Origin of the sequence: Thermobacillus sp. ZCTH02-B1, from assembly GCF_002159085.1 — a bacterium.
In the GTDB taxonomy this organism is placed as follows: Bacteria; Bacillota; Bacilli; order Paenibacillales; family Paenibacillaceae; genus Thermobacillus.
Genome location: NZ_LZRU01000001.1, coordinates 1 through 21,430, shown reverse-complemented (window position 1 = coordinate 21,430; position 21,430 = coordinate 1). Strand labels below are relative to the sequence as shown.

General features: G+C 65.2%; 23 protein-coding genes. 15 read left to right on the top strand and 8 right to left on the bottom strand.

Annotation, left to right across the window (positions count from 1 at the left end):
• Positions 1-4: 4 nt before the first annotated feature.
• The 3 genes from hisD to A9Z00_RS00105 all read right to left on the bottom strand — a co-directional run bounded on the left by hisD (position 5) and on the right by A9Z00_RS00105 (position 2,775).
• Positions 5-1,471, bottom strand: a complete 1,467-nt coding sequence (gene hisD, locus A9Z00_RS00115; RefSeq protein ID WP_296973055.1) for a histidinol dehydrogenase — start codon at positions 1,469-1,471, stop codon at positions 5-7.
• Between the two features lie 282 nt (positions 1,472-1,753).
• A complete protein-coding gene (bshB2, locus tag A9Z00_RS00110; RefSeq protein ID WP_296973053.1) occupies positions 1,754-2,410 on the bottom strand; it encodes a bacillithiol biosynthesis deacetylase BshB2 in 657 nt (218 codons plus the stop codon).
• Positions 2,411-2,430: 20 nt separating this feature from the next.
• The gene (locus A9Z00_RS00105) at positions 2,431-2,775 is read right to left on the bottom strand and encodes a YojF family protein (protein ID WP_296973051.1); all 345 of its coding nucleotides are present in this window, start codon (positions 2,773-2,775) and stop codon (positions 2,431-2,433) included.
• Between the two features lie 152 nt (positions 2,776-2,927).
• On the opposite strand from A9Z00_RS00105, the gene A9Z00_RS00100 reads away from it, so the two are divergent.
• Complete coding sequence (locus A9Z00_RS00100; protein WP_296973049.1) at positions 2,928-3,608, top strand: YheC/YheD family protein; 681 nt, start codon at positions 2,928-2,930, stop codon at positions 3,606-3,608.
• A gap of 308 nt (positions 3,609-3,916) precedes the next feature.
• Positions 3,917-4,060 carry a sporulation histidine kinase inhibitor Sda gene (gene sda / locus A9Z00_RS00095; RefSeq protein ID WP_296973047.1) on the top strand — a complete coding sequence of 48 codons (144 nt, stop codon included), beginning with the start codon at positions 3,917-3,919 and terminating at the stop codon, positions 4,058-4,060.
• Between the two features lie 101 nt (positions 4,061-4,161).
• On the opposite strand, the gene A9Z00_RS00090 is transcribed toward sda, so the two are convergent.
• Together A9Z00_RS00090 and A9Z00_RS00085 are read right to left on the bottom strand one after the other, a co-directional pair.
• Positions 4,162-4,404: a hypothetical protein gene (locus A9Z00_RS00090; RefSeq protein WP_296973045.1), complete on the bottom strand. Its 243-nt coding sequence runs from the start codon at positions 4,402-4,404 to the stop codon at positions 4,162-4,164.
• A 33-nt stretch (positions 4,405-4,437) separates the two neighbouring features.
• Positions 4,438-5,436 (bottom strand): NAD(P)/FAD-dependent oxidoreductase, encoded by a 999-nt coding sequence (locus tag A9Z00_RS00085; protein ID WP_296973044.1) that lies wholly within the window; start codon positions 5,434-5,436, stop codon positions 4,438-4,440.
• A 327-nt stretch (positions 5,437-5,763) separates the two neighbouring features.
• On the opposite strand from A9Z00_RS00085, the gene A9Z00_RS00080 reads away from it, so the two are divergent.
• Together A9Z00_RS00080 and A9Z00_RS00075 are read left to right on the top strand one after the other, a co-directional pair.
• Positions 5,764-6,957 (top strand): NAD(P)/FAD-dependent oxidoreductase, encoded by a 1,194-nt coding sequence (locus A9Z00_RS00080; protein WP_296973042.1) that lies wholly within the window; start codon positions 5,764-5,766, stop codon positions 6,955-6,957.
• Positions 6,957-7,277 (top strand): hypothetical protein, encoded by a 321-nt coding sequence (locus A9Z00_RS00075; protein WP_296973040.1) that lies wholly within the window; start codon positions 6,957-6,959, stop codon positions 7,275-7,277. Before A9Z00_RS00080 ends, A9Z00_RS00075 begins: the two co-directional genes overlap by 1 nt.
• Positions 7,278-7,471: 194 nt before the next feature.
• On the opposite strand, the gene hemQ is transcribed toward A9Z00_RS00075, so the two are convergent.
• A complete protein-coding gene (gene hemQ, locus A9Z00_RS00070; protein ID WP_296973038.1) occupies positions 7,472-8,218 on the bottom strand; it encodes a hydrogen peroxide-dependent heme synthase in 747 nt (248 codons plus the stop codon).
• 200 nt (positions 8,219-8,418) lie between these two features.
• On the opposite strand from hemQ, the gene A9Z00_RS00065 reads away from it, so the two are divergent.
• The 10 genes from A9Z00_RS00065 to A9Z00_RS00020 all read left to right on the top strand — a co-directional run bounded on the left by A9Z00_RS00065 (position 8,419) and on the right by A9Z00_RS00020 (position 18,052).
• Positions 8,419-8,706 (top strand): YuiB family protein, encoded by a 288-nt coding sequence (locus A9Z00_RS00065; RefSeq protein ID WP_296973036.1) that lies wholly within the window; start codon positions 8,419-8,421, stop codon positions 8,704-8,706.
• Positions 8,707-8,776: 70 nt separating this feature from the next.
• On the top strand, positions 8,777-9,637 hold the full coding sequence (locus tag A9Z00_RS00060) for an alpha/beta fold hydrolase (protein WP_296973034.1): 861 nt from the start codon (positions 8,777-8,779) through the stop codon (positions 9,635-9,637).
• 260 nt (positions 9,638-9,897) lie between these two features.
• Positions 9,898-11,433: a DnaD domain protein gene (locus tag A9Z00_RS00055; protein WP_296973033.1), complete on the top strand. Its 1,536-nt coding sequence runs from the start codon at positions 9,898-9,900 to the stop codon at positions 11,431-11,433.
• Positions 11,434-11,459: 26 nt separating this feature from the next.
• Positions 11,460-12,419 carry a primosomal protein DnaI gene (dnaI, locus tag A9Z00_RS00050; RefSeq protein WP_296973031.1) on the top strand — a complete coding sequence of 320 codons (960 nt, stop codon included), beginning with the start codon at positions 11,460-11,462 and terminating at the stop codon, positions 12,417-12,419.
• Positions 12,416-13,444: a Gfo/Idh/MocA family protein gene (locus tag A9Z00_RS00045; RefSeq protein ID WP_296973028.1), complete on the top strand. Its 1,029-nt coding sequence runs from the start codon at positions 12,416-12,418 to the stop codon at positions 13,442-13,444. The genes dnaI and A9Z00_RS00045 overlap by 4 nt, the downstream gene beginning before the upstream one ends.
• A gap of 398 nt (positions 13,445-13,842) precedes the next feature.
• On the top strand, positions 13,843-14,919 hold the full coding sequence (locus A9Z00_RS00040; RefSeq protein WP_296973026.1) for a sulfate ABC transporter substrate-binding protein: 1,077 nt from the start codon (positions 13,843-13,845) through the stop codon (positions 14,917-14,919).
• 67 nt (positions 14,920-14,986) lie between these two features.
• Complete coding sequence (gene cysT, locus A9Z00_RS00035; protein WP_296973023.1) at positions 14,987-15,820, top strand: sulfate ABC transporter permease subunit CysT; 834 nt, start codon at positions 14,987-14,989, stop codon at positions 15,818-15,820.
• Positions 15,821-15,832: 12 nt separating this feature from the next.
• Positions 15,833-16,723 carry a sulfate ABC transporter permease subunit CysW gene (gene cysW / locus A9Z00_RS00030; RefSeq protein WP_296973021.1) on the top strand — a complete coding sequence of 297 codons (891 nt, stop codon included), beginning with the start codon at positions 15,833-15,835 and terminating at the stop codon, positions 16,721-16,723.
• A 1-nt stretch (position 16,724) separates the two neighbouring features.
• Positions 16,725-17,789 (top strand): ABC transporter ATP-binding protein, encoded by a 1,065-nt coding sequence (locus A9Z00_RS00025; protein ID WP_296973019.1) that lies wholly within the window; start codon positions 16,725-16,727, stop codon positions 17,787-17,789.
• 29 nt (positions 17,790-17,818) lie between these two features.
• Positions 17,819-18,052 carry a YezD family protein gene (locus tag A9Z00_RS00020; protein WP_296973017.1) on the top strand — a complete coding sequence of 78 codons (234 nt, stop codon included), beginning with the start codon at positions 17,819-17,821 and terminating at the stop codon, positions 18,050-18,052.
• Between the two features lie 155 nt (positions 18,053-18,207).
• Here the strand turns inward: A9Z00_RS00020 and A9Z00_RS00015 are convergent, their stop codons facing one another.
• Positions 18,208-18,354: a YqzM family protein gene (locus A9Z00_RS00015; protein WP_296973015.1), complete on the bottom strand. Its 147-nt coding sequence runs from the start codon at positions 18,352-18,354 to the stop codon at positions 18,208-18,210.
• A 208-nt stretch (positions 18,355-18,562) separates the two neighbouring features.
• Between A9Z00_RS00015 and uvrC the strand changes: the two genes are divergently transcribed.
• The gene (gene uvrC / locus A9Z00_RS00010; protein ID WP_296973013.1) at positions 18,563-20,638 is read left to right on the top strand and encodes an excinuclease ABC subunit UvrC; all 2,076 of its coding nucleotides are present in this window, start codon (positions 18,563-18,565) and stop codon (positions 20,636-20,638) included.
• Positions 20,639-21,188: 550 nt separating this feature from the next.
• On the opposite strand, the gene A9Z00_RS00005 is transcribed toward uvrC, so the two are convergent.
• On the bottom strand, positions 21,189-21,430 hold a 242-nt coding region (locus A9Z00_RS00005), incomplete at its 5' end, for a transposase (protein ID WP_296973011.1).

Below are 21,430 nucleotides of genomic sequence, written 5' to 3'. Positions count from 1 at the left end.
GCGGTCATCGTTCATGACCGTCCCGTTCGGCATTGCGGCCGGCGTCCGCTTCGCGGACGGGCATCGTTCCGCCGCCGGTGCGTGCGGGGCCGTCGTCCGCATGGCGGGCGGACGACTCCCCATGGCCTGCGGGTCCGGAACCGGCGGCGATTCCGCGCGGCGCGCGGCGGTTCAACCGGACGAGGGCGGCCGCCTCGTGGGCGGGCAGCCCCTCGCAGCGCGCGAAGGCGCGGATGACCGGGGCGATGTCGCGCAGCGCGCCGGGGTCCAGCCGGCCGACGGTGGACGCCTTCATCATGTCCCGTGCGGTAACGCCCGACCAGGCGCGCGCGAACCCGTTCGTCGGCAGGACCGCGGTGATGCCGATCCCGTAATTGGCGGCGGAGAAGGGGGTGTTCGCCCCGAGCAGCATTTCGCCCGCGTGCCGGATCCGTCCGAGCGCCCGTCGTTCCGTCTCCGGTTCGCAGACGATCATCAGGTGCTCGGGCGCGTAGTCGTTGATGAACGCGCACGCCTCGTCGAGGTCGGAGGCGATGACGATCGCGTCGCGCCCGCCGGGGCCGAACACGGTCTCGAGCCAGCCGCGCCGCGGCTCGTCCGCTTCGGCGATCACCCGCCGCAGTTCTTCGGCGGTCCGCCCGGCCAGCGCGGCGGAGGTCGTCACGAGCACCGACGACGAGTCCGGACCGTGTTCCGCCTCGTTCGCGAGGTCGCGGGCGACTGCGGCCGGGTCGGCCGTGCCGTCGGCGAGCACGACCGAATCCGACGGGCCGATGCCGGGCGCGCTCCGCTTGCCGCGCATCATCGCGGCGAACATCGCGGCGCCGATGCCGCCGGGCCCCGGGCCGAAGACGCCGTCGGTCTCGGGGATCGACGCTGTGCCGCAGGCGAACGCCGCGATGACGGCGACGCCGTTGCCGACGACGATCCGGTCCGCGCCCGCCAGCTTCGCGGCGGCCGCCGTCGCCGGGTCGGCCGATCCGTCCGGCCGCGGCGGCATGCCGACGACGACCGTGCCGACGCCGGCGACCCGGGCGGCGGTGACGAGCATGATCGCGGTCGAGAGCAGCGGGCCCTTGCGCGACGGAATCCAGATGCCGACCGCGTCGAGCGGCCCGAACCGCTCGCCGACGACGGTGCCGGGGCGGATTTTCAGTTCCCGGGATTCCGGCAGCAGCGCGAGGTTCACCTCGCGGACGTGGCGGATCGCCGTCTCCACCGCTTCCCTGAGCGAAGGGGACAGGTCCGCAACGCAGCGGGAGACATACGCTTCGTCGACCGTGAGCCGCTCCAGGGCGACGCCGTCGAAGGTCCGTGTCGCGTCGATGACCGCGGCGTCGCCCCGCGCCTCGACGTCGTCGAACAGATCGAGTACGCCCTCCAGCGTCTTCCGGTCGAACAGCCTGCGCCGTGCGGCGAGGCGCGCGTCCAACCTTTCCCGGTCCTCCGGCAGACGATGGATGCATTCCATGGCGCAACCTCCGTTTCCCCCGAAAATCAAAAAGCCGATCCAGGCACGGGCTGTGCCTGGCCGGCTCCTCCGATCCTTCGCGGGCCCGCAGGCACAACGCCGAAAGGCGTTTGCCCCGCGGGAATCTGCCGCGCGGGTCAAACGCCTGGCCGATCGTGATGGCAGCGGGCTTTGACGATCCGAAGCGTGAAAGCAGCCATCCCCTCCGCCTTCTTTCCGAATCGGTTGGCCGCATTATAGCCGTTTTCCGCAAATTTGTAAAGATGGATTCCGCAACCTGCGTCAATCGAAGCGATAGGTCCAGAACCGTTCGGTGCCGAACCGCTCCTCGAGCTCGCGCGTCACCCGGCCGTCGCCGTCCGATACGCCGGGCACGTAGAATTGGGAACGGTGCGCCCGGATCGATGCGAACTTCTGCTTCAGATACGGCCGCACGTCGCGGAGGACGTCCGGATTGCCGAGCACCCGCTCGCAGCCGTGCGAGAAGGCGATGCAGTGCACGGCGGGACGTTCGCCGCGCGGCATCCGCCCGATCACGCGGACGACGGCGGCGCCGCAGGCATCATGATCCGGATGGACGGCGTAACCCGGATAGAAGGTGATGACGAGCTCGGGCTGCACGTCGCGCACCACCGCGCCGATCCGCGCGTCGAGCAGTTCGGGATCCTCGAATTCGATCGTCTTGTCCATGAAGCCGAGCAGCCTGAGGTCCCGGATGCCGATCGCGCGGCAGGACGCCTCCAGCTCCTTCCGGCGGCATTCGGGGAGCGTCTCTCGGTTCGCGAACGGCGGGAACCCCATGTTCCGGCCCATCTGACCGAGCGTCAGGCAGGCGTAGGCGACCTCGGCGCCGGAGGCGGCGTACATCGCCAGCGTTCCGGATGCGCCGAACGATTCGTCGTCGGGATGCGGGAATACGGCGAGAACGCGTTTTTCCACGGCATCAGGCTCCCTTCGCGTCAGAACGGCGTCGGAGACAGCTGCAGCGCGACGGCCAGCTTCCCTTCGCGGTTGTGGCCGGCCAGCAGGAGCCGCTCCGTCTCCGTTTCCTCGTAATGCGTCAGTCCCTCGCAATAGACCCATCCGTGCGCCATCTTCAGCCCGACGCGGTACGGACCGGTGCCGGAAATGACGCCCCGTTCGTACCGGATGACGGCGTTCCGGACGAACGCGGACGACGGATGCCGGCTGCTGTCGTAATGGGCTGCGTAGGCTCCGGTCGTCGACTCGAGGTGCAGATAGACATCTCGGTCTTTCAGTGCGTCCAGCATGGCCTGGACCGCTTCGGCGTCGATCGGTATCATGTCGGCACCTCCCTGGTACTGTCAGCGTACCATCCCGGAAGGCCCGAGATCAACGGCGTCCGCACATTTCGGACGAGGCGGGGGTGGATGTCCAGGAGAACGTTGTCTCTCCGGCATAGGATGCAGCATGACAAGGGGAAGGGGCGATGCCGATGCAGGCTCAAGTCCGGTCGTCCGGCAGGACGCTGGCGGACAAATGGGCGAAGACGGCGGCTCTCCTGTCGCATCCGGGGATCGCTCCGCACATTCCGAAGACGCGGCTCTACAGCGAGGCCAATCTGCGCGGGATGCTCGCGCAATACGGGAGCGTCGTCATCAAGCCGCAGCGCGGCACCGGCGGCGTCGGCGTCGCGAAGGTCGCGCGCGAGGGCGGCGGTTACTCCGTCACCGTCGGAGCGTCGAAGCGCCGGTACCGCACGTTCGCGGAGCTGGCGAAGGCGTTGCGCCGGCTCAGGAGGGGACGGCGGTATCTGATTCAGCGCCGCATTCCGCTTGCGACGATCGGCGGACGGCCGATCGATTACCGGGTGAAAATCGTGAAGGAAGGCGGCGAATGGCGGATCCGTGCGATCGTCGGCCGGCTCGCGCGCAAGGGGCTGTTCGTCACGAACCTGTGCCGCGGCGGCACGCAGCTGCCCGCTTCCGTCGGCATCAGCCGCTCGCTGTCGCCGCGGCTCGCGGCGGCAAAGAAGCGCCAGATGCGGTCGCTCACCTACACGGCGACGGCCGTGCTGGAGCGGCGGTATCCCGGCATCGACCAGCTCGGATTCGATTACGGCCTGGACCGCTCGGGCAAGATCTGGATCTTCGAAGTGAACACGCGGCCGCATTGAGCCGCCGGGCGGCCTCGGGGAAGGAGATCGGGAGGGGGAAATATTTAACGCCGTTAATAGGATTTGGTAATCTGATTTCCGATATGCATGAAACTTTTTTATCAGCGGAACCGCCGCAAGGGGCTGTGTATAACTCTGTCCACAACATCCCCATTGCGGCGGCGCATTTTTCGACGTTTGCCCACAAGAAACGCACAATTCATACACAGACGGTTGTGGATAACCGGGCCGCTTGTTCCGCCGGAAATGGACATGCTATGATGAATGTCGCCAGCGATGGCGAACCCGATTTGAAAGGATGACCCGCCATGAACAAGCTGCCGGACGATCTGCTGCTCGAAGCGTATTACGCGGCGGTCGAACAGAAGCTCGATCCCGCGTTCATCCGCATGCTCGCGGCGGAACTGGCCCGGCGCAAGCTGAAGCCCGCTTCCGTCCGGATGGGCGCGTAGGTTGGGGATGCGGCACATTCCGGAGGGCCGCTGACCGAAGGCTGCGGTCCGCTGAACCAGGCATGGATCGCCGCCGTGCGGACCGGAGACGACCGTCCGTTTTACGGGTGCAGCACGACCGTAACCTCGCTCCCGGTCCCGCAGGATTCGCATCGCACCGCGTGCACGCACGCCATATCCTCCATGGAGCCGCCCGTGCGGCTTTCTTCGTGCCCGGGCTCATAGGGCGCGTACGGTCCGAGCGCATCGGACGCCCGGCCCAGATCCCCGACGGGGCGGCCGCAGCGCGGACAGTCGAAGACGAGCGGCACCAGACCGTTGCATACGGGACAGATCGGCGGCATGGCGATCACCCCGTCCGTCAGGATGCCCGAACGTCACCATTTCATGCTGCTGCTGTGGCCCGGGGAGAGCTTCGCGGTCGGATCGATGTACACCTTTGCGTTGTTGACCGCGGTCGGCGCTTCCCCGAAGCCGACGGCGATCAGCTTCAGCTTGCCGGGATAGGTGACGATGTCGCCTGCGGCGAAGATGCCCGGAATCGATGTTTCCATGCGGGAGTCGACGACGATCGAACCGTTCTCGATCCTGAGCCCCCAGCGCTCGATCGGGCCGAGGGAAGAGACGAAGCCGAAGCTCACGATGACCGCGTCGACTTCGATTTCACTCGTCTCGCCGGTGCGGCCGTTCTTCAGGGTCACGCGCTCGATGCGTCCGTCGCCGGAGAGCACCGCGATCTCGAACGGCGTCATGATCTTCACGCCGGACGCTTTCAGCTTCTCGACGCTGTGCTCATGGGCGCGGAACTTGTCGCGGCGGTGCACCAGCGTGACGGACGCGGCAACCGGTTCGAGCATGAGCGCCCAGTCGACGGCGGAATCGCCGCCGCCGCTGATCAGCACGCGCTTCCCCCGGAATTGTTCCAGGTCGTTCACGAAATAGTGCAGGTTGATCCCTTCGTACTTTTCCGCTCCCGCAAGTTCCAGCTTCCTCGGTTCAAACGCTCCCACGCCGGCGGCGATGATGACGGCCCGCGCGTGGTGGACGCCGCGGTCGGTCGTGATTTCGAACAGCCGCTCCCCGAGTTTCCGGACGTCAAGCACCTTTTCGTCCAGGCAAATCTCCGGCTTGAACACCTCGAGCTGCTCGCGCAGGCGGTCGACGAGCTCCTGCGCCTTCACGCGCGGAAAGCCGGCGACGTCGTAGATGTCCTTCTCGGGATAGAGCGCGGAGAGCTGCCCGCCGAGCTGCGGCATGCTTTCGATGATCTTCACCGATGCCTGCCGCATGCCGGCGTAGAACGCGGCGAACATGCCGACGGGGCCGCCTCCGATGATGACGATGTCGGTCAGATTGGGATGGGTTTGCTGGGACATCCGTGGGCACCTCCAGGCCGATTGTCAGATTTCGACAACTTTCCATACCATCACATCATTATACCTGTTCCCGGGCGCGGCGTCTGTCGTTTTTGTACGGAATTCTAAAAGAATTCGTAGGATTTTGCTCTTGAACTTTTCATGAAAGGTGCTATCATTTTCAATGTATGTTATCGGTATTGTGTCCGATATCTGATCGAACGCATACATAGAGGCGTTTGATTTTAAGCAAGCTAGGCATGTCACCACGATGGCCGGTCTTGTTTGTGTAATTTTTCACAATATCCCCGGTAAGATTTATGACCAAGATATGGAAGGGAGCCCACCATGAGCAGCATTCCGAAGATCGTCATCCTAGGCGCCGGGTACGGGGGCGTCATGACGGCGCTTCGCCTGCAGAAGATGCTGAATTACAACGAAGCGGACGTGACGCTCGTCAACAAGCATGATTACCATTACTTCACGACCCATCTGCACATGCCGGCCGCGGGAACGGACAGTCCGGAGAACGCGCGCGTCAGCATATCGAAGCTGATCGACGAGTTCAAAATCGACTTCGTGAAATCGACCGTCGTGCAGATTCGTCCGCAGGACCGCAAGGTCATCCTGGAGGACGGCACGCTCTCGTACGACTACCTTGTGATCGGCATCGGCGGCGAGCCGGAGACGTTCGGCATCCCGGGCCTGATGGAATATGCGCTGACCATCCGGAGCATCAACTCCGTCCGCCTGATCCGCGAGCATATCGAATACCAGTTCGCGAAGTTCAAGCGCGAGCCGCACCGCACCGATTACCTGACGTTCGTCGTCGGCGGCGCGGGATTCACGGGCATCGAGTTCGTCGGCGAGCTGGCCGACCGCGTTCCGCAGCTGTGCCGCGAGTTCGACGTCGATCCGCAGCTCGTGAAGATCATCAACATCGAGGCGGCGCCGACCGCGCTGCCGGGCTTCGATCCGGAGCTCGTCGAATACGCGATGGAGGTGCTGCGCCGGAAGGGCGTCACGTTCCGGATCGGCACGCCGATCAAGGAATGCAGGCCGGACGGCGTCATCGTCGGAGACGGCGAGGAGATCAAGGCGCAGACGGTCATCTGGACCGGAGGCATCCGCGGCAACCGGCTGATCGAGGAGGCCGGGTTCGAGACGATCCGCGGCCGCGTGAAGGTCGACGAATATCTGCGCGTGCCGGGGCATGACAACATCTACGTCGTCGGCGACAACTCGATCGTCTTCAACGAAGAGGGCCGTCCGTATCCGCCGACGGCGCAGATCGCGATCCAGCAGGGAATCGCCGTCGCGCACAACCTGGTCGCGTCCATCCGCAATCAGGCGCTGAAGAAGTTCGAGTTCAAGAGCAAGGGCACGGTCGCTTCGCTCGGCAAGGGCGAGGCCATCGGCCTCGTGTTCGGCAAGAAATACAAAGGCTGGACGGCCGCCCAGCTGAAGAAGCTGATCGACCTCCGCTACCTCTTCATCATCGGCGGCATTCCGCTCGTGCTGCGCAAAGGGAAATTCTTCTGATGAGGCACTGCAGCGTACAGGTGCGGGGACTGCTGACCCGGGACGAGCTCGAGCGATACAATGCGCTCATGGAAGTCGGCTCCTTCCTGGAATCGCAGGGACGATACGACCTGGCTTACGTGGTGCAACGCGAAGTGGATTTGCTGATCCAGCCCGCGATCGAACGTCTGAAGGCGAAGAGCCGCGAGCGCGACCGGCTGACGGCCGAATATCTGGCCGCGAAGCGGGCCGGCGCGGCGAACGCCCCGGGGGACGAAGGCGCGGGCGTTCCGTCGCCGGATGCCGGCGCGGGGGAAGCCGGAGAAGGCCATGAAGCATGAAGCAAGGCCGGTTCGGAACGGCATGCGCCGTTCCGAACCGGCCTTCGTGTTCGCGCCCGGTCCGACGTCCGCGCGTCCTGACCGCGTCTGCCGCCAACCATTGTCCGCTTGTTCGTACGCGACAGAGCCTGTACCACGCCGAGCTTGCCGGTCCGCACGTTCCGGTCCGCGCGTTCCCGTCCGCCCGCTCCGGTCTACACCTTCAGGAGCTCGCCGAGCTTGTCCGCCGTCAGCCGATTGCCGACATAGAAGTCGCCGAACTCGCCGAAGCGCGCGCTGACCTCGTCAAACCGCATCTCGTAGACGAGCTTCTTGAACTGGATCGGATCGTCGGCGAACAGCGTGACGCCCCATTCCCACTCGTCGAGGCCGACCGAGCCGGTGACGATCTGCCGGACCTTGCCGGCGTATTTGCGGCCGGTCATGCCGTGGGCGCGCATCATCTCGCGCCGCTCGTCGATCGGAAGCATGTACCAGTTGTCGGCGCCCAGCCGGCGCTTGTTCATCGGATAGAAGCAGATGTGCCGGGTCTTCGGAAGGATCGGCTTCAGCCGCGCGACGATCTCCGGGTTCTGCATCGGATCGGAACCCGGCTGCGTCGTGTAGTTGCTCAGCTCGACGACGCTGACGTAGGAGTAGGCGGGCAGCGTGTAGTCGGCGAACGCCGATTTGTTGAACGCCGTCTCCACTTCATGCAGCTCGTCCAGCGTCTCGCGCAGGTGCATGAACAGCATGTCGGCCTTCTGTCCGACGATCGCGTAGACGGCCGTGCTGCCGGCCTTCGCCTCTTCGACGGCCGCCCATTGCTCCAGCATGCGGCGGAGCTCGTCTTCCGCACGCCGCCGCTCGTCCGGCCCTGCCTGCTTCCAGGCCGGCCAGTCGATCGTCCGGAAATCGTGCAGCGCGAACCAGCCTTCGAGTGTTTGAGCCGCTTCGCTCATCGCAATCCTCCTTCGGTCCGTTCCGTCGCCGGACGGGTTGATCGGTCGAGATCATTGTACCCGAACGCCGGGACATGCGGCAAATGACGGACTTGTGACAATGCGCCCGGCAAAATTGACTCGCGCGGACGCTTCCACTACACTACTCTAAGAAACGCACGGAACCGCGCTTGATGCGAAGGAAGGAGCCTGTTTCCGACATGTTGCAGCTGCTCGTGCTGGTGCCGCTCTTTTTCGTGTTGTTTTTCGGCATCGGATTTATTTTGAACATGCTAGTCAAGACGACCTGGATGCCGGTCTGGCTGTTCGTGCTCATCGTCATTCCGTTCGAGGTATTGCGCACCTGGGACAGGTCGGAATCGTTTGCGGCCCATCTGACCGGCTATGCCTGGACGGACATCACGGTCGGCCTTGCGGGTCTCGTCGGCGCGTATGCCAGCGGCTGGGCGATCCGCAAGCTGCGGCGGAGCGGTTACAAAATGTTCTGATCGTACCTGGAGGCGGCGGCGCCCATACTAAGACGGAACGCTCCAGTTCGTCGAGGTGAGGGCCATGCCGATGCTCCAAGTGAACGGGACGGAACTCCACTGCCACGCGACGGGCGAGGGACCGGCGATCGTGATGGTCCATCCGCCGTTCATCGGCAGTTCCGTCTTCAACTACATGAAATACGATCTGGCGCGGGATCACCGCGTCGTCCTGTTCGATGTGCGCGGGCACGGTCACAGTCCCGCGGGCGATGCGGCCGTCGCGATCCCGCTCATCGCGGAGGACATCCGCCAGCTCCTGGAGCGGCTGGACATCGATTCCGCCTATGTGTGCGGCTATTCGTGCGGCGCCATGCCGGCGCTCGAAGCGCTGCTTGCCGCGCCGGAACGATTCAGGGGCGCCGTGCTGCTGTCCGGCATGGGCCGCCTGACCGACCGGCGCAGCCGGATGTGGATGCGGGCCGGGGCGCTGCTCAGCGGCCGGATCCCGAACGCGGTCATCGTGCCGGTCGCGCTCGGCAACGCGGACAGCCGGACGACGTTCGACGTGCTCCATGCGGAGGGCAGCATCGGCGATCCGCGGCGGCACCGGGACTACGCCGAGAGCTGCCTGCGGTACAGCTGCGACGAACGGCTGAACCGCATCGACCGTCCCGTCCTGCTCTTGAGCGGCGGGCAAGACGCGGCGGGCTGCGCCTATGCGCGGGAACTCCGGGGCAAGCTGCGCCGCGCGGAATGGCGCGTGATCCCCGAAGCGGGCCATCAGCTGCCGACGAAGGCGCCGGACCGGATCTGCGACGCGATCCGCACCTGGATCGCGAAGCTGGAAGGCCGGAAATCGGCCGGGACGTTTGCCGGGGCGGAGATGCCGGCGGGCGCGCTTTCCGCCGAAGAGGCGGAGGCCGCGGCGCGGGAAGCGGATCGGCTCTGAGGCGCCGGAGCGCGGGAACGGACCCCGCCCGGACGATGGCGGGGCCGGCGGCGGTACCAGTCGCGAACGGATGAATCGCAGCTTCAGGAGCGGAGCCGGACGCGGGTTCGGCGCCGCTCTTTTTTTGTTGTCCGGGATGGTCACGCCGGCCGGCATTCGGGATCCGTTCCGGGGGGATGGCGAATGACGGCGTCTTGCGGACGAATCGCGCGGGCGGTGTCGTTTTGTGCTAGAATAGGATCACGAGATCTTCGCGACGGATGGAGCTGGATGGCGGCATGCGGATCGAACACGGGCATCAATTCACCGAGCATCACCGTTACGTCGTCTATCGCAACTTCTCGCTCAGCCCGCTCGACATGAAGACGCTCAGCCTGATCTATCAGCCGATGATCGGGGCGCCGGCCGTGTCGCTGTACCTTCTGCTCTATCACCAAATCGACGAGACGCGGACCGGCTATTCGCGGCCGGAGGCCCAGCGCCGGCTCATGCTCGGCCTGGGCGTCGGACTCGGAGACGCCGGCCGCCGTTATCTGATCGAGCAGGCTTCCCGGCTCGAGGCCGTCGGACTGCTCCAGACGAACCGGATCGCGGCGCCGGGAAGCGACGAGATTCTGTACGAATACGTGCTGGTCAGGCCGCTCGAGCCGGCCGAGTTCTTCACGAATCCCCACTTCACGCTGCTGCTCCGGGACAAGATCGGCAAGTACGCCGTCATCGCGCTGCGCGAGCAGTTCGAGTCCCCGCTTCCGGAGGAGCTGGATCAGCCCGGACTTTCGCGGGAGGATCTCTCGGTTCCGTTCTTCGAGATCTTCCGCGTGCAGCCGCACAGCGCGGACGCCGAGCTCGAGCAGGCGCTGGCGGAGATCGCGGCTTCCCGCGAGCGGGCGCCTGCTCCTCCGCCCGAGCCGTCCGCGGGCATCGCATACGGCGAGCTGATCCTAGGGTTCCCCCGCACCTCGGCGAACCGGCCGTTCGTCGAGCGGCTCCGGACGGACCGGAACGGCATGGCGGCCGTCAACTACATCGCCTACAAATACGATCTCGACGCCGTGGACATGCGGCGGCTGCTGGACGAGCCCGGCGTCTTCTCGCCCGACGGCGAGCTGCTCTTCGACGAGCTGCAGCGGCGGGCCAGCGTCTATTACCGTCAGAACCGCCGGCTGGAGGAGGAGCGGAACCGCATCGCGGGACGGAGCGCGGCGCAGGCCGCTTCCCCGGACGAGGGGGAGGACGAGCCGCCGGAGGAGATTCCGGTGCCGGAGGACTGGTATCTGCCCGTTCCCGAATCGCTGGCGGGAAGGTGCGACATCGCGCAGTACAATTTCCTGATGCGCAACGAACCGCACACCCGCTTCCTGAAGCGGTTCTTCCCGGGAGCCGTGCCCGCCTGGCTCGACCGGGCGTTCGAGCGGATCGATCTCCATTACCGGATGCCGCGCGAAGTGATCAACGTGCTGATTCATTACCTGTTCGGAACGGGAAGCGCGCAGCGGCTGTCGGGCGACTTCATCGACAAGGTGGCGTCGAACATGCTCGCCCGCGGCGTCGATACATACGAGAAGGCGATCCGGTATGTGCGCGAGCAGATGGAGCTTGAGCAGCGGTTGAAGGAAGCGGAACGCCGCGCGCCGGTATCGGCGCAGGCGCCGGGGCGCGGGAGCCGGGGCGGACGGAGTGGAACGCGCAAGCCGGCGATCCCCGTCGCCGAACAGCGGACGGGAGGCCGGCAGCTTACGCCGGAGGAACTGGCGGAGGCGCTCCGGCTCGCGAGCGAGCTGGAACGCGAATCGTAACGTCGTGACACGGGAGGAAGAGGCCGATGGAATCGCTGGGGGAACTCATCAGGCGGTGGCCTCCGGGCGCCGGGATGCAGGCGGAAGCGGAGCGGCTGCTGGACGCGCTGCTCGCCGATCCGGCCGTGCGGGAGCTCAAGGACCGCCATCCGGAACTGACGCGGCGCGATCTACGCATCCATCTGAACCGGATTTACCAATATGTGAAGGAGAAGCGCAACTGCGCCGCCTGTCCCGGCCTCGACCGGTGCCCGAACGACATCGAAGGGTACTACACGGTGCTCGAATGCGAGGTGCGGGACGGCAGGGCGCAGATCCACGACCGGAAGGCCGCCTGCTCCCTGCTCAGGGCGCGCGAGGCCGAGCAGCAGCTTCGCAGCCGGGTGCGGAGCTTCCACATCGACGAATCGGTGCTCGGCGGATCGTTCTCGCCCACCGAAATGGTCACCATCGAACCCGAGCGTTCGGCGGCCGTCAACCAGCTGTTCAAATACATCAAAGCGACGCGTGAGAACGGCCTGCAGAAGCGCGGGCTGTACCTGTACGGCCCGTTCGGCACGGGCAAGACATATCTCATGTGCTACATGCTGCACGAACTGGCGAAGTGCGGTCTGTCCGGCGTCATCGTCTATGTGCCGGAATTCGTCGAGGACGTGAAATCGATGCTGGACGAGCCGGCCCGCCTGCGCGAGACGATCGAGCTGATGAAGCAGACCGACCTGCTCGTCTTCGACGACATCGGCGCCGAGCATCTGAGCCCGTGGGTGCGCGACCATGTGCTCGGCGCGATCCTGAACCACCGGATGAACCGGAAGCCGACGTTCTACACGTCCAACCATGACCTGGACGCGCTGGAACTGCACTTCAGCTTCACGCACCGGGACGGCGAGGAGGCGCACAAGGGCCGGCGGATCATGGACCGGATCCGCCCGTTCGTCGACCCGCTCTGGATCGGCGGCGGGAACAAGCGGGGGCTGAAACCATGAGCCGGCATCGCGTCATCGTGGCCGGGTGCGGCGGCATGTCCCGGCTGTGGCTCGACTACGCGCAGTCCCGCGAGGAGATCGCGATCGCGGCGCTCGTCGATCTCCAGGAGGAGGCGGCGCGCCGCCGGGCCGCCGAGTACGGGCTGGACGTGCCGATCTTCACCGATATCCGGGAGGCGCTTGCGCGGGTGGAGGCGGACATCGTGTTCGACGTGACGGTTCCGTCCAGCCGCAGGACGGTCGTCACGGCGGCGCTCGAGGCCGGCTGCCACGTGTTCGCCGAGAAGCCGCTGGCCGAGACCCGGGAGGACGCGCGGGCGATCGTGCGCGCCGCGGAGCGGGCGGGCCGGCGCTGCGCGATCATGCAGAACCGGCGGTACAACCGGCAGATCCGCGCGCTGCGGGAGCTCGTCGCCTCCGGCGCGCTCGGCGCGCCCGGCTCGATCCATGCCGATTTCTTCATCGGACCGCATTTCGGCGGATTCCGCGACCTGATGGACAGTCCGCTGCTCATCGACATGGCGATCCACACGTTCGATCAGGCCCGCTTCATCAGCGGGGCGGATCCCGTGTCGGTGTACTGCCATGAGTACAACCCGCCGGGATCGTGGTACAAGGGGAACGCTTCGGCGGTGTGCATTTTCGAGATGAGCGACGGATCCGTCTTCACGTACCGCGGATCGTGGTGCGCCGAGGGCTTCCCGACGTCGTGGGAAGCGGACTGGCGCGTCATCGGCAGCCGCGGCACGGCACGCTGGGACGGCTTCTCGATGCCCGCGGCGGAAATCGCGGACGAGGCGGCGGCCGGCTTCATCCGTCCCGTGCGCCGCGTGGAGGCCGGCACCGTCTGGAACGGAAGGGAAGGCCACGCCGGCTGCCTCGACGAGATGTTTGCGGCGCTCGAGGAGGGGCGGCCCGCCGAGACGGACTGCGCCGACAATCTGAAGAGCATGGCGATGGTGTTCGGCGCGATCGAGAGCGCGAGAACCGGCCGCAAGGTGGCGCTGGATCGCATCACGGGCTGAGCGGCGGCATCACGGGCCGGCCGTTCTTCAGCAAATGCGCGATGCCGCGGCTGACCGGCCGGATCCACGGAAGGCCGGCCGCAACAAGGACAACCGAATCGGGTCCCGACCGGGGGATCGGCGTCTGACGGCGCCCCGAGGCGTCCCCCGGCGGGGCCCTTCGCATTTATCAGCGCCGCTTATGGGATGGATAAAAACTTGCAAAAAACGGTTGACGCCCGGCAGTCGACCTGTTATTATGCTTTCTATAAACCGACTAAACATGTAGGAATAATGATGTTGTGACCGGTCAACCGGAACATGGATGCCCCGCCGGCATCCGCTCGCTGTGCCGACAGTCGGTACAGATGGCAGACAAGACGGCCTGTGTGGCTACCGCATTTGGGGGAGTGTTACCGATGAAATCCTGGAGGATCGCAGCCCGAACGACGATGTTCGCCGCCCTCGTTGCCCTGTTGACCGCATGCGGCGCAGGGGGCAATGGCGGAGGCTCGAACGGCGGATCGTCGTCCGGTTCGGGCGGCAAGGATTCGCTGCCGTCGGTCGAGCTGCTGAATGTCTCCTACGATCCGACGCGCGAGCTGTACGAGGCGTACAATCAGCTGTTTGCCGATTACTGGCTGAAGGAGAAGGGACAGAAGGTCACGATCAAGCAATCGCACGGCGGCTCCGGCAAGCAGGCCCGCTCCGTCATCGACGGTCTCGAGGCGGACGTCGTGACGCTGGCGCTCGGCTACGACATCGACGCGATCGCCGATGCCGGGCTCATCTCGCCGGACTGGCAATCGAAATTCGATCTGAACAGCTCGCCGTACACGTCGACGATCGTCTTCCTCGTCCGGGAAGGCAATCCGAAGAACATCCTGGACTGGAACGATCTGATCCGGGACGACGTCGAAGTCATCACGCCGAACCCGAAGACGTCCGGCGGCGCGCGCTGGAACTACCTTGCCGCGTGGGGCTACGCGCTGCGGCAGAACGGCGGCGACGAGGAGGCCGCGCGCGCGTTCATGAAGGAATTGTTCAGGCATGTGCCGGTGCTCGACTCCGGGGCGCGCGGCGCGACGACGACGTTCGTCGAACGGCAGATCGGCGACGTGCTGCTCGCGTGGGAGAACGAAGCGTTCCTGGCGCTGAAGGAGTTCGGCGAAGACAAGTTCGACATCGTGACGCCGTCGCTCAGCATCCTCGCCGAACCGCCGGTCGCCGTCGTCGACAAGGTCGTCGACAAGCGGGGAACGCGCGAGGTCGCCGAAGCGTATCTCGGCTATCTGTACAGCGAGGAAGCGCAGAAGGTGATCGCCGAGAACTTCTACCGTCCGACGCATCCGGCCGTGGCCGAACAGTACAGGGACCGGTTCGTCGAGGTGGAGTTCCTGACGATCGACAACGACTTCGGCAGCTGGCGGGAGGCGCAGGAGAAGCATTTCGCCGACGGAGGCTACTTCGACCAGATTTATCAGCCGGGTTCCTGACATCCGCCTGATCCGAATCCATCCAAGGCAACCGATACAGCCGTTGCGGACGGGGAGCTGACTTCACATGAAAGGTTCCGGAAAGGCCAGCGTGCTTCCGGGATTCGGGCTGTCGCTCGGATTTACGGTCCTGTACCTGAGCCTCATCGTGATCATTCCGCTGGCCAGCGTCCTGATCAAGACGGCGGGAATGAGCTTCTCGGAGTTCTGGGCGGCCGTGACGAACGCCCGCGTGCTCGCGGCTTACAAAATCAGTTTCCTGACCGCATTGCTCGCGGCCGCCGTCAACGTCGTGTTCGGCCTGCTTGTCGCCTGGGTGCTCGTCCGCTACCGGTTTCCGGGCAAGCGGCTCGTCGACAGCATCGTCGACCTGCCGTTCGCCCTGCCGACCGCGGTCGCGGGCATCGCGCTGACATCGATCTACGCGCCGACCGGATGGATCGGCTCGCTGTTCGAACCGCTCGGGATCAAAATTGCGTATACGCCGATCGGCATCACGATCGCGCTCATCTTCATCGGCCTGCCGTTCGTCGTGCGGACGGTTCAGCCGGTGCTCCAGGATCTCGACCAGGATGTGGAAGAGGCGGCCGTCATGCTCGGCGCGTACCGCTGGCGCACGTTCCGCAAGGTCATCCTGCCGGAGCTGGCCGCGCCGCTCATGACCGGCTTCGCGCTGGCGTTCGCCCGCGGCATCGGCGAATACGGCTCGGTCGTCTTCATCTCCGGCAACATGCCGATGAAGACGGAGATCGCGCCGCTGCTCATCATGACGAAGCTCGAGCAGTTCGACTACGAAGGCGCGACGGCCATCGCGCTCGTCATGCTGATCATCTCGTTCGCCCTGCTGCTCGTCATCAATTACATGCAGTGGCGGTACAGCCGCCGCCTCAAGACGGGGTAAGGAGGGAACGCCATGGCCGGTGCCATTCACGCGGAGCTTCGCGACGCGGCCTCCGACCGGCCCGCCCACGCGACGGAATCCCGGGGCGTGCGGATCGCGCTGATCGCGGTCGCGCTGCTGTTCCTCGGCCTCATCATCGTGCTGCCGCTCATCTCCGTCATCGTCGAGGCGCTGTCGCAGGGCTGGCGCGTCTACGTCGCATCGATCACGGAGAAGGACGCCCTGTCGGCGCTCAGGCTGACCCTGCTCACCGCGGCGATCGCCGTGCCGCTGAACACGCTGTTCGGCGTCGCGGCGGCCTGGGCGATCGCGAAGTTCGACTTCCGGGGCAAGAACGTGCTGGTCACGCTGATCGATTTGCCGTTCGCGGTCTCCCCGGTCATCTCGGGCCTCATCTTCGTGCTGCTCTTCGGCGCGCAGGGGCTGCTCGGACCGTGGCTGGCGGCGCACGACGTCAAGATCATCTTCGCGCTGCCGGGCATCGTGCTCGCGACGATCTTTGTCACGTTCCCGTTCGTGGCGCGGGAGCTGATCCCGCTCATGCAGGCGCAGGGCGTCGAGGAGGAGGAGGCCGCCGCGACGCTCGGCGCGAAGGGGTGGCGGATCTTCTGGCGCGTGACGCTGCCGAACATCAAGTGGGGGCTGCTGTACGGCGTCATCCTGTGCAACGCGCGGGCGATGGGCGAATTCGGCGCCGTGTCCGTCGTCTCGGGGCACATCCGCGGACAGACGAACACGCTGCCGCTGCACGTCGAGATCCTGTACAACGAGTACCAGTTCACCGCATCGTTCGCCGTTGCATCGCTGCTCGCGCTCCTTGCGCTCGTGACGCTGGTCGTGAAGGCGATTGTCGAGTGGAAGTCGGGGCAGCGGCGGACGGATACGGAAGGAGGGGCCGGTTGAGATGCGCATCGAAGTGCGCAACGTGACGAAGCGGTTCGGCAATCTGAAGGCGGTCGACAACGTCAGCTTCACGATCGAAGAGGGCAAGCTGATCGGACTGCTCGGCCCGAGCGGCGGCGGCAAGTCGACGCTGCTCCGCATGATCGCCGGGCTCGAGAAGCCGGACGAGGGCGACATCATCCTGGACGGCAAGCGGGTCAACGACGTTCCGCCGCAGAAGCGCGGCATCGGCTTCGTCTTCCAGAACTACGCGCTGTTCCGGCACATGACGGTGTTCGAGAACATCGCGTTCGGGCTGGAAGTGAAGAAGGTGAAGAAGGCCGAAATCCGCGAGCGCGTGAACGAGCTGCTGAAGCTGGTCGGGCTGGAAGGCGTCGCGAAGCGCTACCCGCACCAACTGTCGGGCGGCCAGCGGCAGCGCGTCGCGTTCGCCCGGGCGCTGGCCCCCCGTCCGAACCTGCTGCTCCTCGACGAGCCGTTCGCCGCGATCGACGCAAAGGTCCGCAAGGAACTTCGCACCTGGCTGAAGGAGATGATCGAGGCCATCGGCATCACTTCGATCTTCGTGACGCACGACCAGGACGAGGCGGTCGAGGTGGCGGACGAGATGCTCATTTTCTCGAACGGCCGGCTGGAACAGCAGGGATCGCCGATCGAGATCTACCGCCATCCGAAGACGCCGTTCGTCGCGTCGTTCATCGGCGAGTCGCGGGTGCTCCAGCATCCCGAGCGGCTGTTCGGGTTCGAGGAAGCCGTCGGCCGGGGAGACAAGTCGGCCATCATCCGTCCGGAGTTCGTGGAGGTCGGCAGGGAAAGGGAACTCTCCTATCCGCGTTCCGCGCAACCGGGCATCGTCCGGCAATCGTATTTCCGCGGGGCGCATCTGGAAGTGGAAGTGGAAGTCGAGGGCAACCGGCTGGTCGCGTACCGGTCGCTTGACCGGGAGCCGCTCAGGCCGGGCGAAGAGGTGCTGGTGTTCATTCATCGCCTGTACGTGCTGGACGGATCGTCGGCGGTGCTGGTCGAAAATCCGCTCAAGACGGATCCGTTGCCGGTCCACATTTGATCCATATTCGCACGGATGGAGGGTTCACGATGGCGAAACCGGTAGAGGTGGATGCCGTATGGATGCAGCGCATTGCCGAAGTGGTGAACGGACTGGAATACGGCTCGGTGCTGATCACGGTTCATGACGGCCGGATCGTGCAGATCGACCGCACGGAGCGCAGGCGGTTCGACGCGGCGTCCGCGGCCCGCGAGAAATCCGGCGCATCGGCACAGCCTGCCTCCGGCAAACCGCTCGCGAAGACCGGCGAAGCAAAGCGATAACCGACGGTAGATGCGGCCGGCTCCGTCCGAACGGGAAGCTCCCGGTCCGGGCGGCACGCCGGCCTTTTTTTTCACGGTTTCCGGCAAAAAGAGGCCCCGCCGCCGTCCGGAGCGGACGGAAGCGGGGCCCCGAATGTTCCCGCCGTCCCGGGGGATTACGAAATCAGGTACTTGATCGCGATGGCGCCGAAGAACACGACCACCATGAAGATGAACATCCAGGCGAAACCGTTCGCCACATCGTTGAAATCGTTGCGCGGTTCCTCGTTGATGTGCTGACGCGGATCCTGCACGTTCTCCATCCGTCTGTCCTCCCGTCGGGCCGGCCTCGGGTCCCGGGCCGCCCGGTCACAAGTGTTCCTTGGCTTCCCCTAGTATACCCAACATGCGGAATCGTTGTAAAGCGAACGAATGTGACAAAAATAAGGCGGCGCTCCGGCGCGGGCGCCCCGTCCCGCGCGGCGTTCCGTGTGCTACAATACGTGGTAGCGACGAAGGGGGCGTGAACGCATGGCACGGAAGGAATCGGCCGGCCGGTCCGCGGCCGGGGAGCTGAAGAGCGTCCCGGAGCCGATCCGTTCGAAACTGGCGCTGCTACCGGACAAGCCGGGCTGCTACCTGATGAAAAACGCCGAAGGGAAGGTCATCTACGTCGGCAAGGCGAAGGTGCTGAAGAACCGTGTCCGGTCCTATTTCACGGGCAGCCACAACATCAAGACGCAGCGGCTCGTGTCCGAGATCCGCGATTTCGAATACATCGTCACGTCGAACAACATGGAAGCGCTCATCCTCGAGTGCAACCTGATCAAGCAGTACCAGCCGCGCTACAACGTGCTGCTGAAGGACGACAAGTCGTTCCCGTACATCAAGATCACGGGCGACCGGCATCCGCGGCTCGAGGTGACGCGCAAGGTCGTTAAGGACGGCGGGAAATACTTCGGCCCGTACCCGAACGCCTACGACGCGCGCGAGACGAAGCGGCTGCTCGACCGGCTGTATCCGCTGCGCAAATGTGCGACGATTCCCGACAAGGTGTGCCTGTACTATCACATCGGGCAATGCCTCGCACCGTGCGAATACCCGGTCGATCCGGCGAAGTACGAGGAGATGGTGCAGCAGATCACCCGCTTCCTGAACGGCGGCTATCAGGAAGTGAAGGCGCAGCTCCAGGAGAAAATGGAGGCCGCGGCGGAACGACTCGAGTTCGAGCGGGCGAAGGAGTACCGCGACCAAATCCGGAGCATCGAGACGGTCATGGAGCGGCAGAAGATCCAGGTCCCCGACGCGGTCGACCGCGACATCTTCGGATTCGCGGCCGACAAGGGGTGGATGTGCGTGCAGATTTTGTACGTGCGCCAGGGCAAAATGATCGAACGCCGCGCGACCACGTTTCCTTTCTACGGCGATCCGTACGAGGACTTCATGACGTTCGTGGCGCAGTATTACAGCGAGAATCCGGCGCTGCCGAAGGAAATTCTGCTGCCCTCGGCCGAGGACGCGGGCGCGCCGGCGGACGGCGGGAAGGATGGTCCCGCGGAAGGTGCGAAGCGGGAAGGCGCCGGGGGCGATGAACACCGGTCCGCGGACGGAGGCGGGAACGGCGCCGGCGCCTTCCGGGGCGACGAGGACGTGCGCGAGTCGCTGCAGCGCTGGCTGAAGGTCAAGGTGTTCGTCCCGCGCCGCGGCAAGAAGCGCGACATCGTGAAGATGGCGATCCAGAACGCGCGGATGACGCTCGAGGAGAAATTCCGGCTCATCGAGCGCGACGAAGCCCGCAGCATCAAGGCATGCGAGGGACTGGCCCGCCGGCTCGGCCTGCCGCGGCTCCGGCGCATCGAGGCGTTCGACAACTCGAACATCCAGGGCGCCGACGCGGTCTCGGCGATGGCCGTGTTCATCGACGGCAAGCCGGCCAAGTCGGAGTACCGGAAATACAAGGTGAAGACGGTCGAGGGAGCCGACGATTACGCGACGATGCGCGAAGTGATCCGGCGGCGGTACGAGCGGGTGCTGAAGGAGGGGCTGGAGCTGCCCGACCTGATCGTCGTCGACGGCGGCCGGGGGCAGATCACCGCGGCGATCGACGTGCTCGAGAACGAGCTGGGACTCTCCGTTCCCGTCTGCGGGCTCGTGAAGGACGCGAGGCACCGGACGGCGCAGCTCATGACCGGCGACCCGCCGGAGGTCGTGCCGCTGCCGCGCGACAGCCAGGAATTCTACCTGTTGCAGCGCATTCAGGACGAGGTGCACCGGTTTGCGGTCACGTACCACCGGAGCGTGCGCGGCAAGTCGATGATCGCCTCGCGGCTCGACGCGATCCCCGGCGTCGGCGAGAAGCGGCGCAAGGCGCTGCTCCGGCACTTCGGCTCGCTGAAGAAGATCCGCGAGGCGTCGGTCGAGGATTTCCGCCCGCTCGGCATCGGCGAGAAGCTGGCCCTGCGGATTCTGGAGGCGCTGCGCGAGGACGGAGCGGACGGGACGCAGGAGGCGCCGGAGCGCGATGCGGCGCGCGGGGAGGCAAGGATGGAGCGCGGGGAAATGCCGGAGCGCGGCGAGGCGCATGAAGAGGTGCCGGAGCATCGGTAGAAGGTGCCGGAGCATCGGTAGTTGCCGGGCCGTCGGTGTCTCCCGGGATGTCGGGGAGCCGGCCCCCTCCCGGGTTGTCCCGGTCCGCGTCAGACGCCGGAGATGCGGCCGGTCCGCAACGTCGCCCGGGATGCCGCCGTCCGCCGGGATGCGTGCCGGGTGTCGCCGGTCGGCGTCGGGGCGCATGAGAAGGCGCCGGAGCGCGGCGTGCGTGACCCGGCCATCGAAAATACCCGGCTTTCGAATAAAAGAAAGGTTCGCGCTTGTTCCGGTGTTTTCGGTTGACAGCCGCGGAATGAAAAAAATTTCCTCTATTTTCATGGGGAACGGACGTAAACACGCGTTCGCCGGAAAATAGAGGAATTTTTTTGTTTATCCTAAATTTCGAAAGCCCATTGTTTCGGTAAAATCACGAGATGTTAGCGCATAACACCCTGTAAATAACAGGGAAGTTCCCAGCCAGACAACTCCCCGTCAGCGTTGAAAGGTATTCCTCCCCCTCCCCCACCGCAAGGGGCTTTTGGTTTTCCATGTAAAATTGTGGGAATCTCTAACCTGACATGGTCGCCAGCCGCGCTTCGATTCGCTTCCACGCATGGCGGTATGGAAAGTCGTGAGCCAGTTTCAGGATGAGCTTCCGGCTGTGCCGAACGATCGTCGCCGCCCAATGGAAGAACTCCAGCCGAAACCTGGCGATCGTATAGCCCCAATGAACGGGTTCGCAATAGTCCCGCTTGAACCGCTCATAGAGGTTGTAAGCCAGCATTTTGATCAGCAAATCCAGCTCGTTGG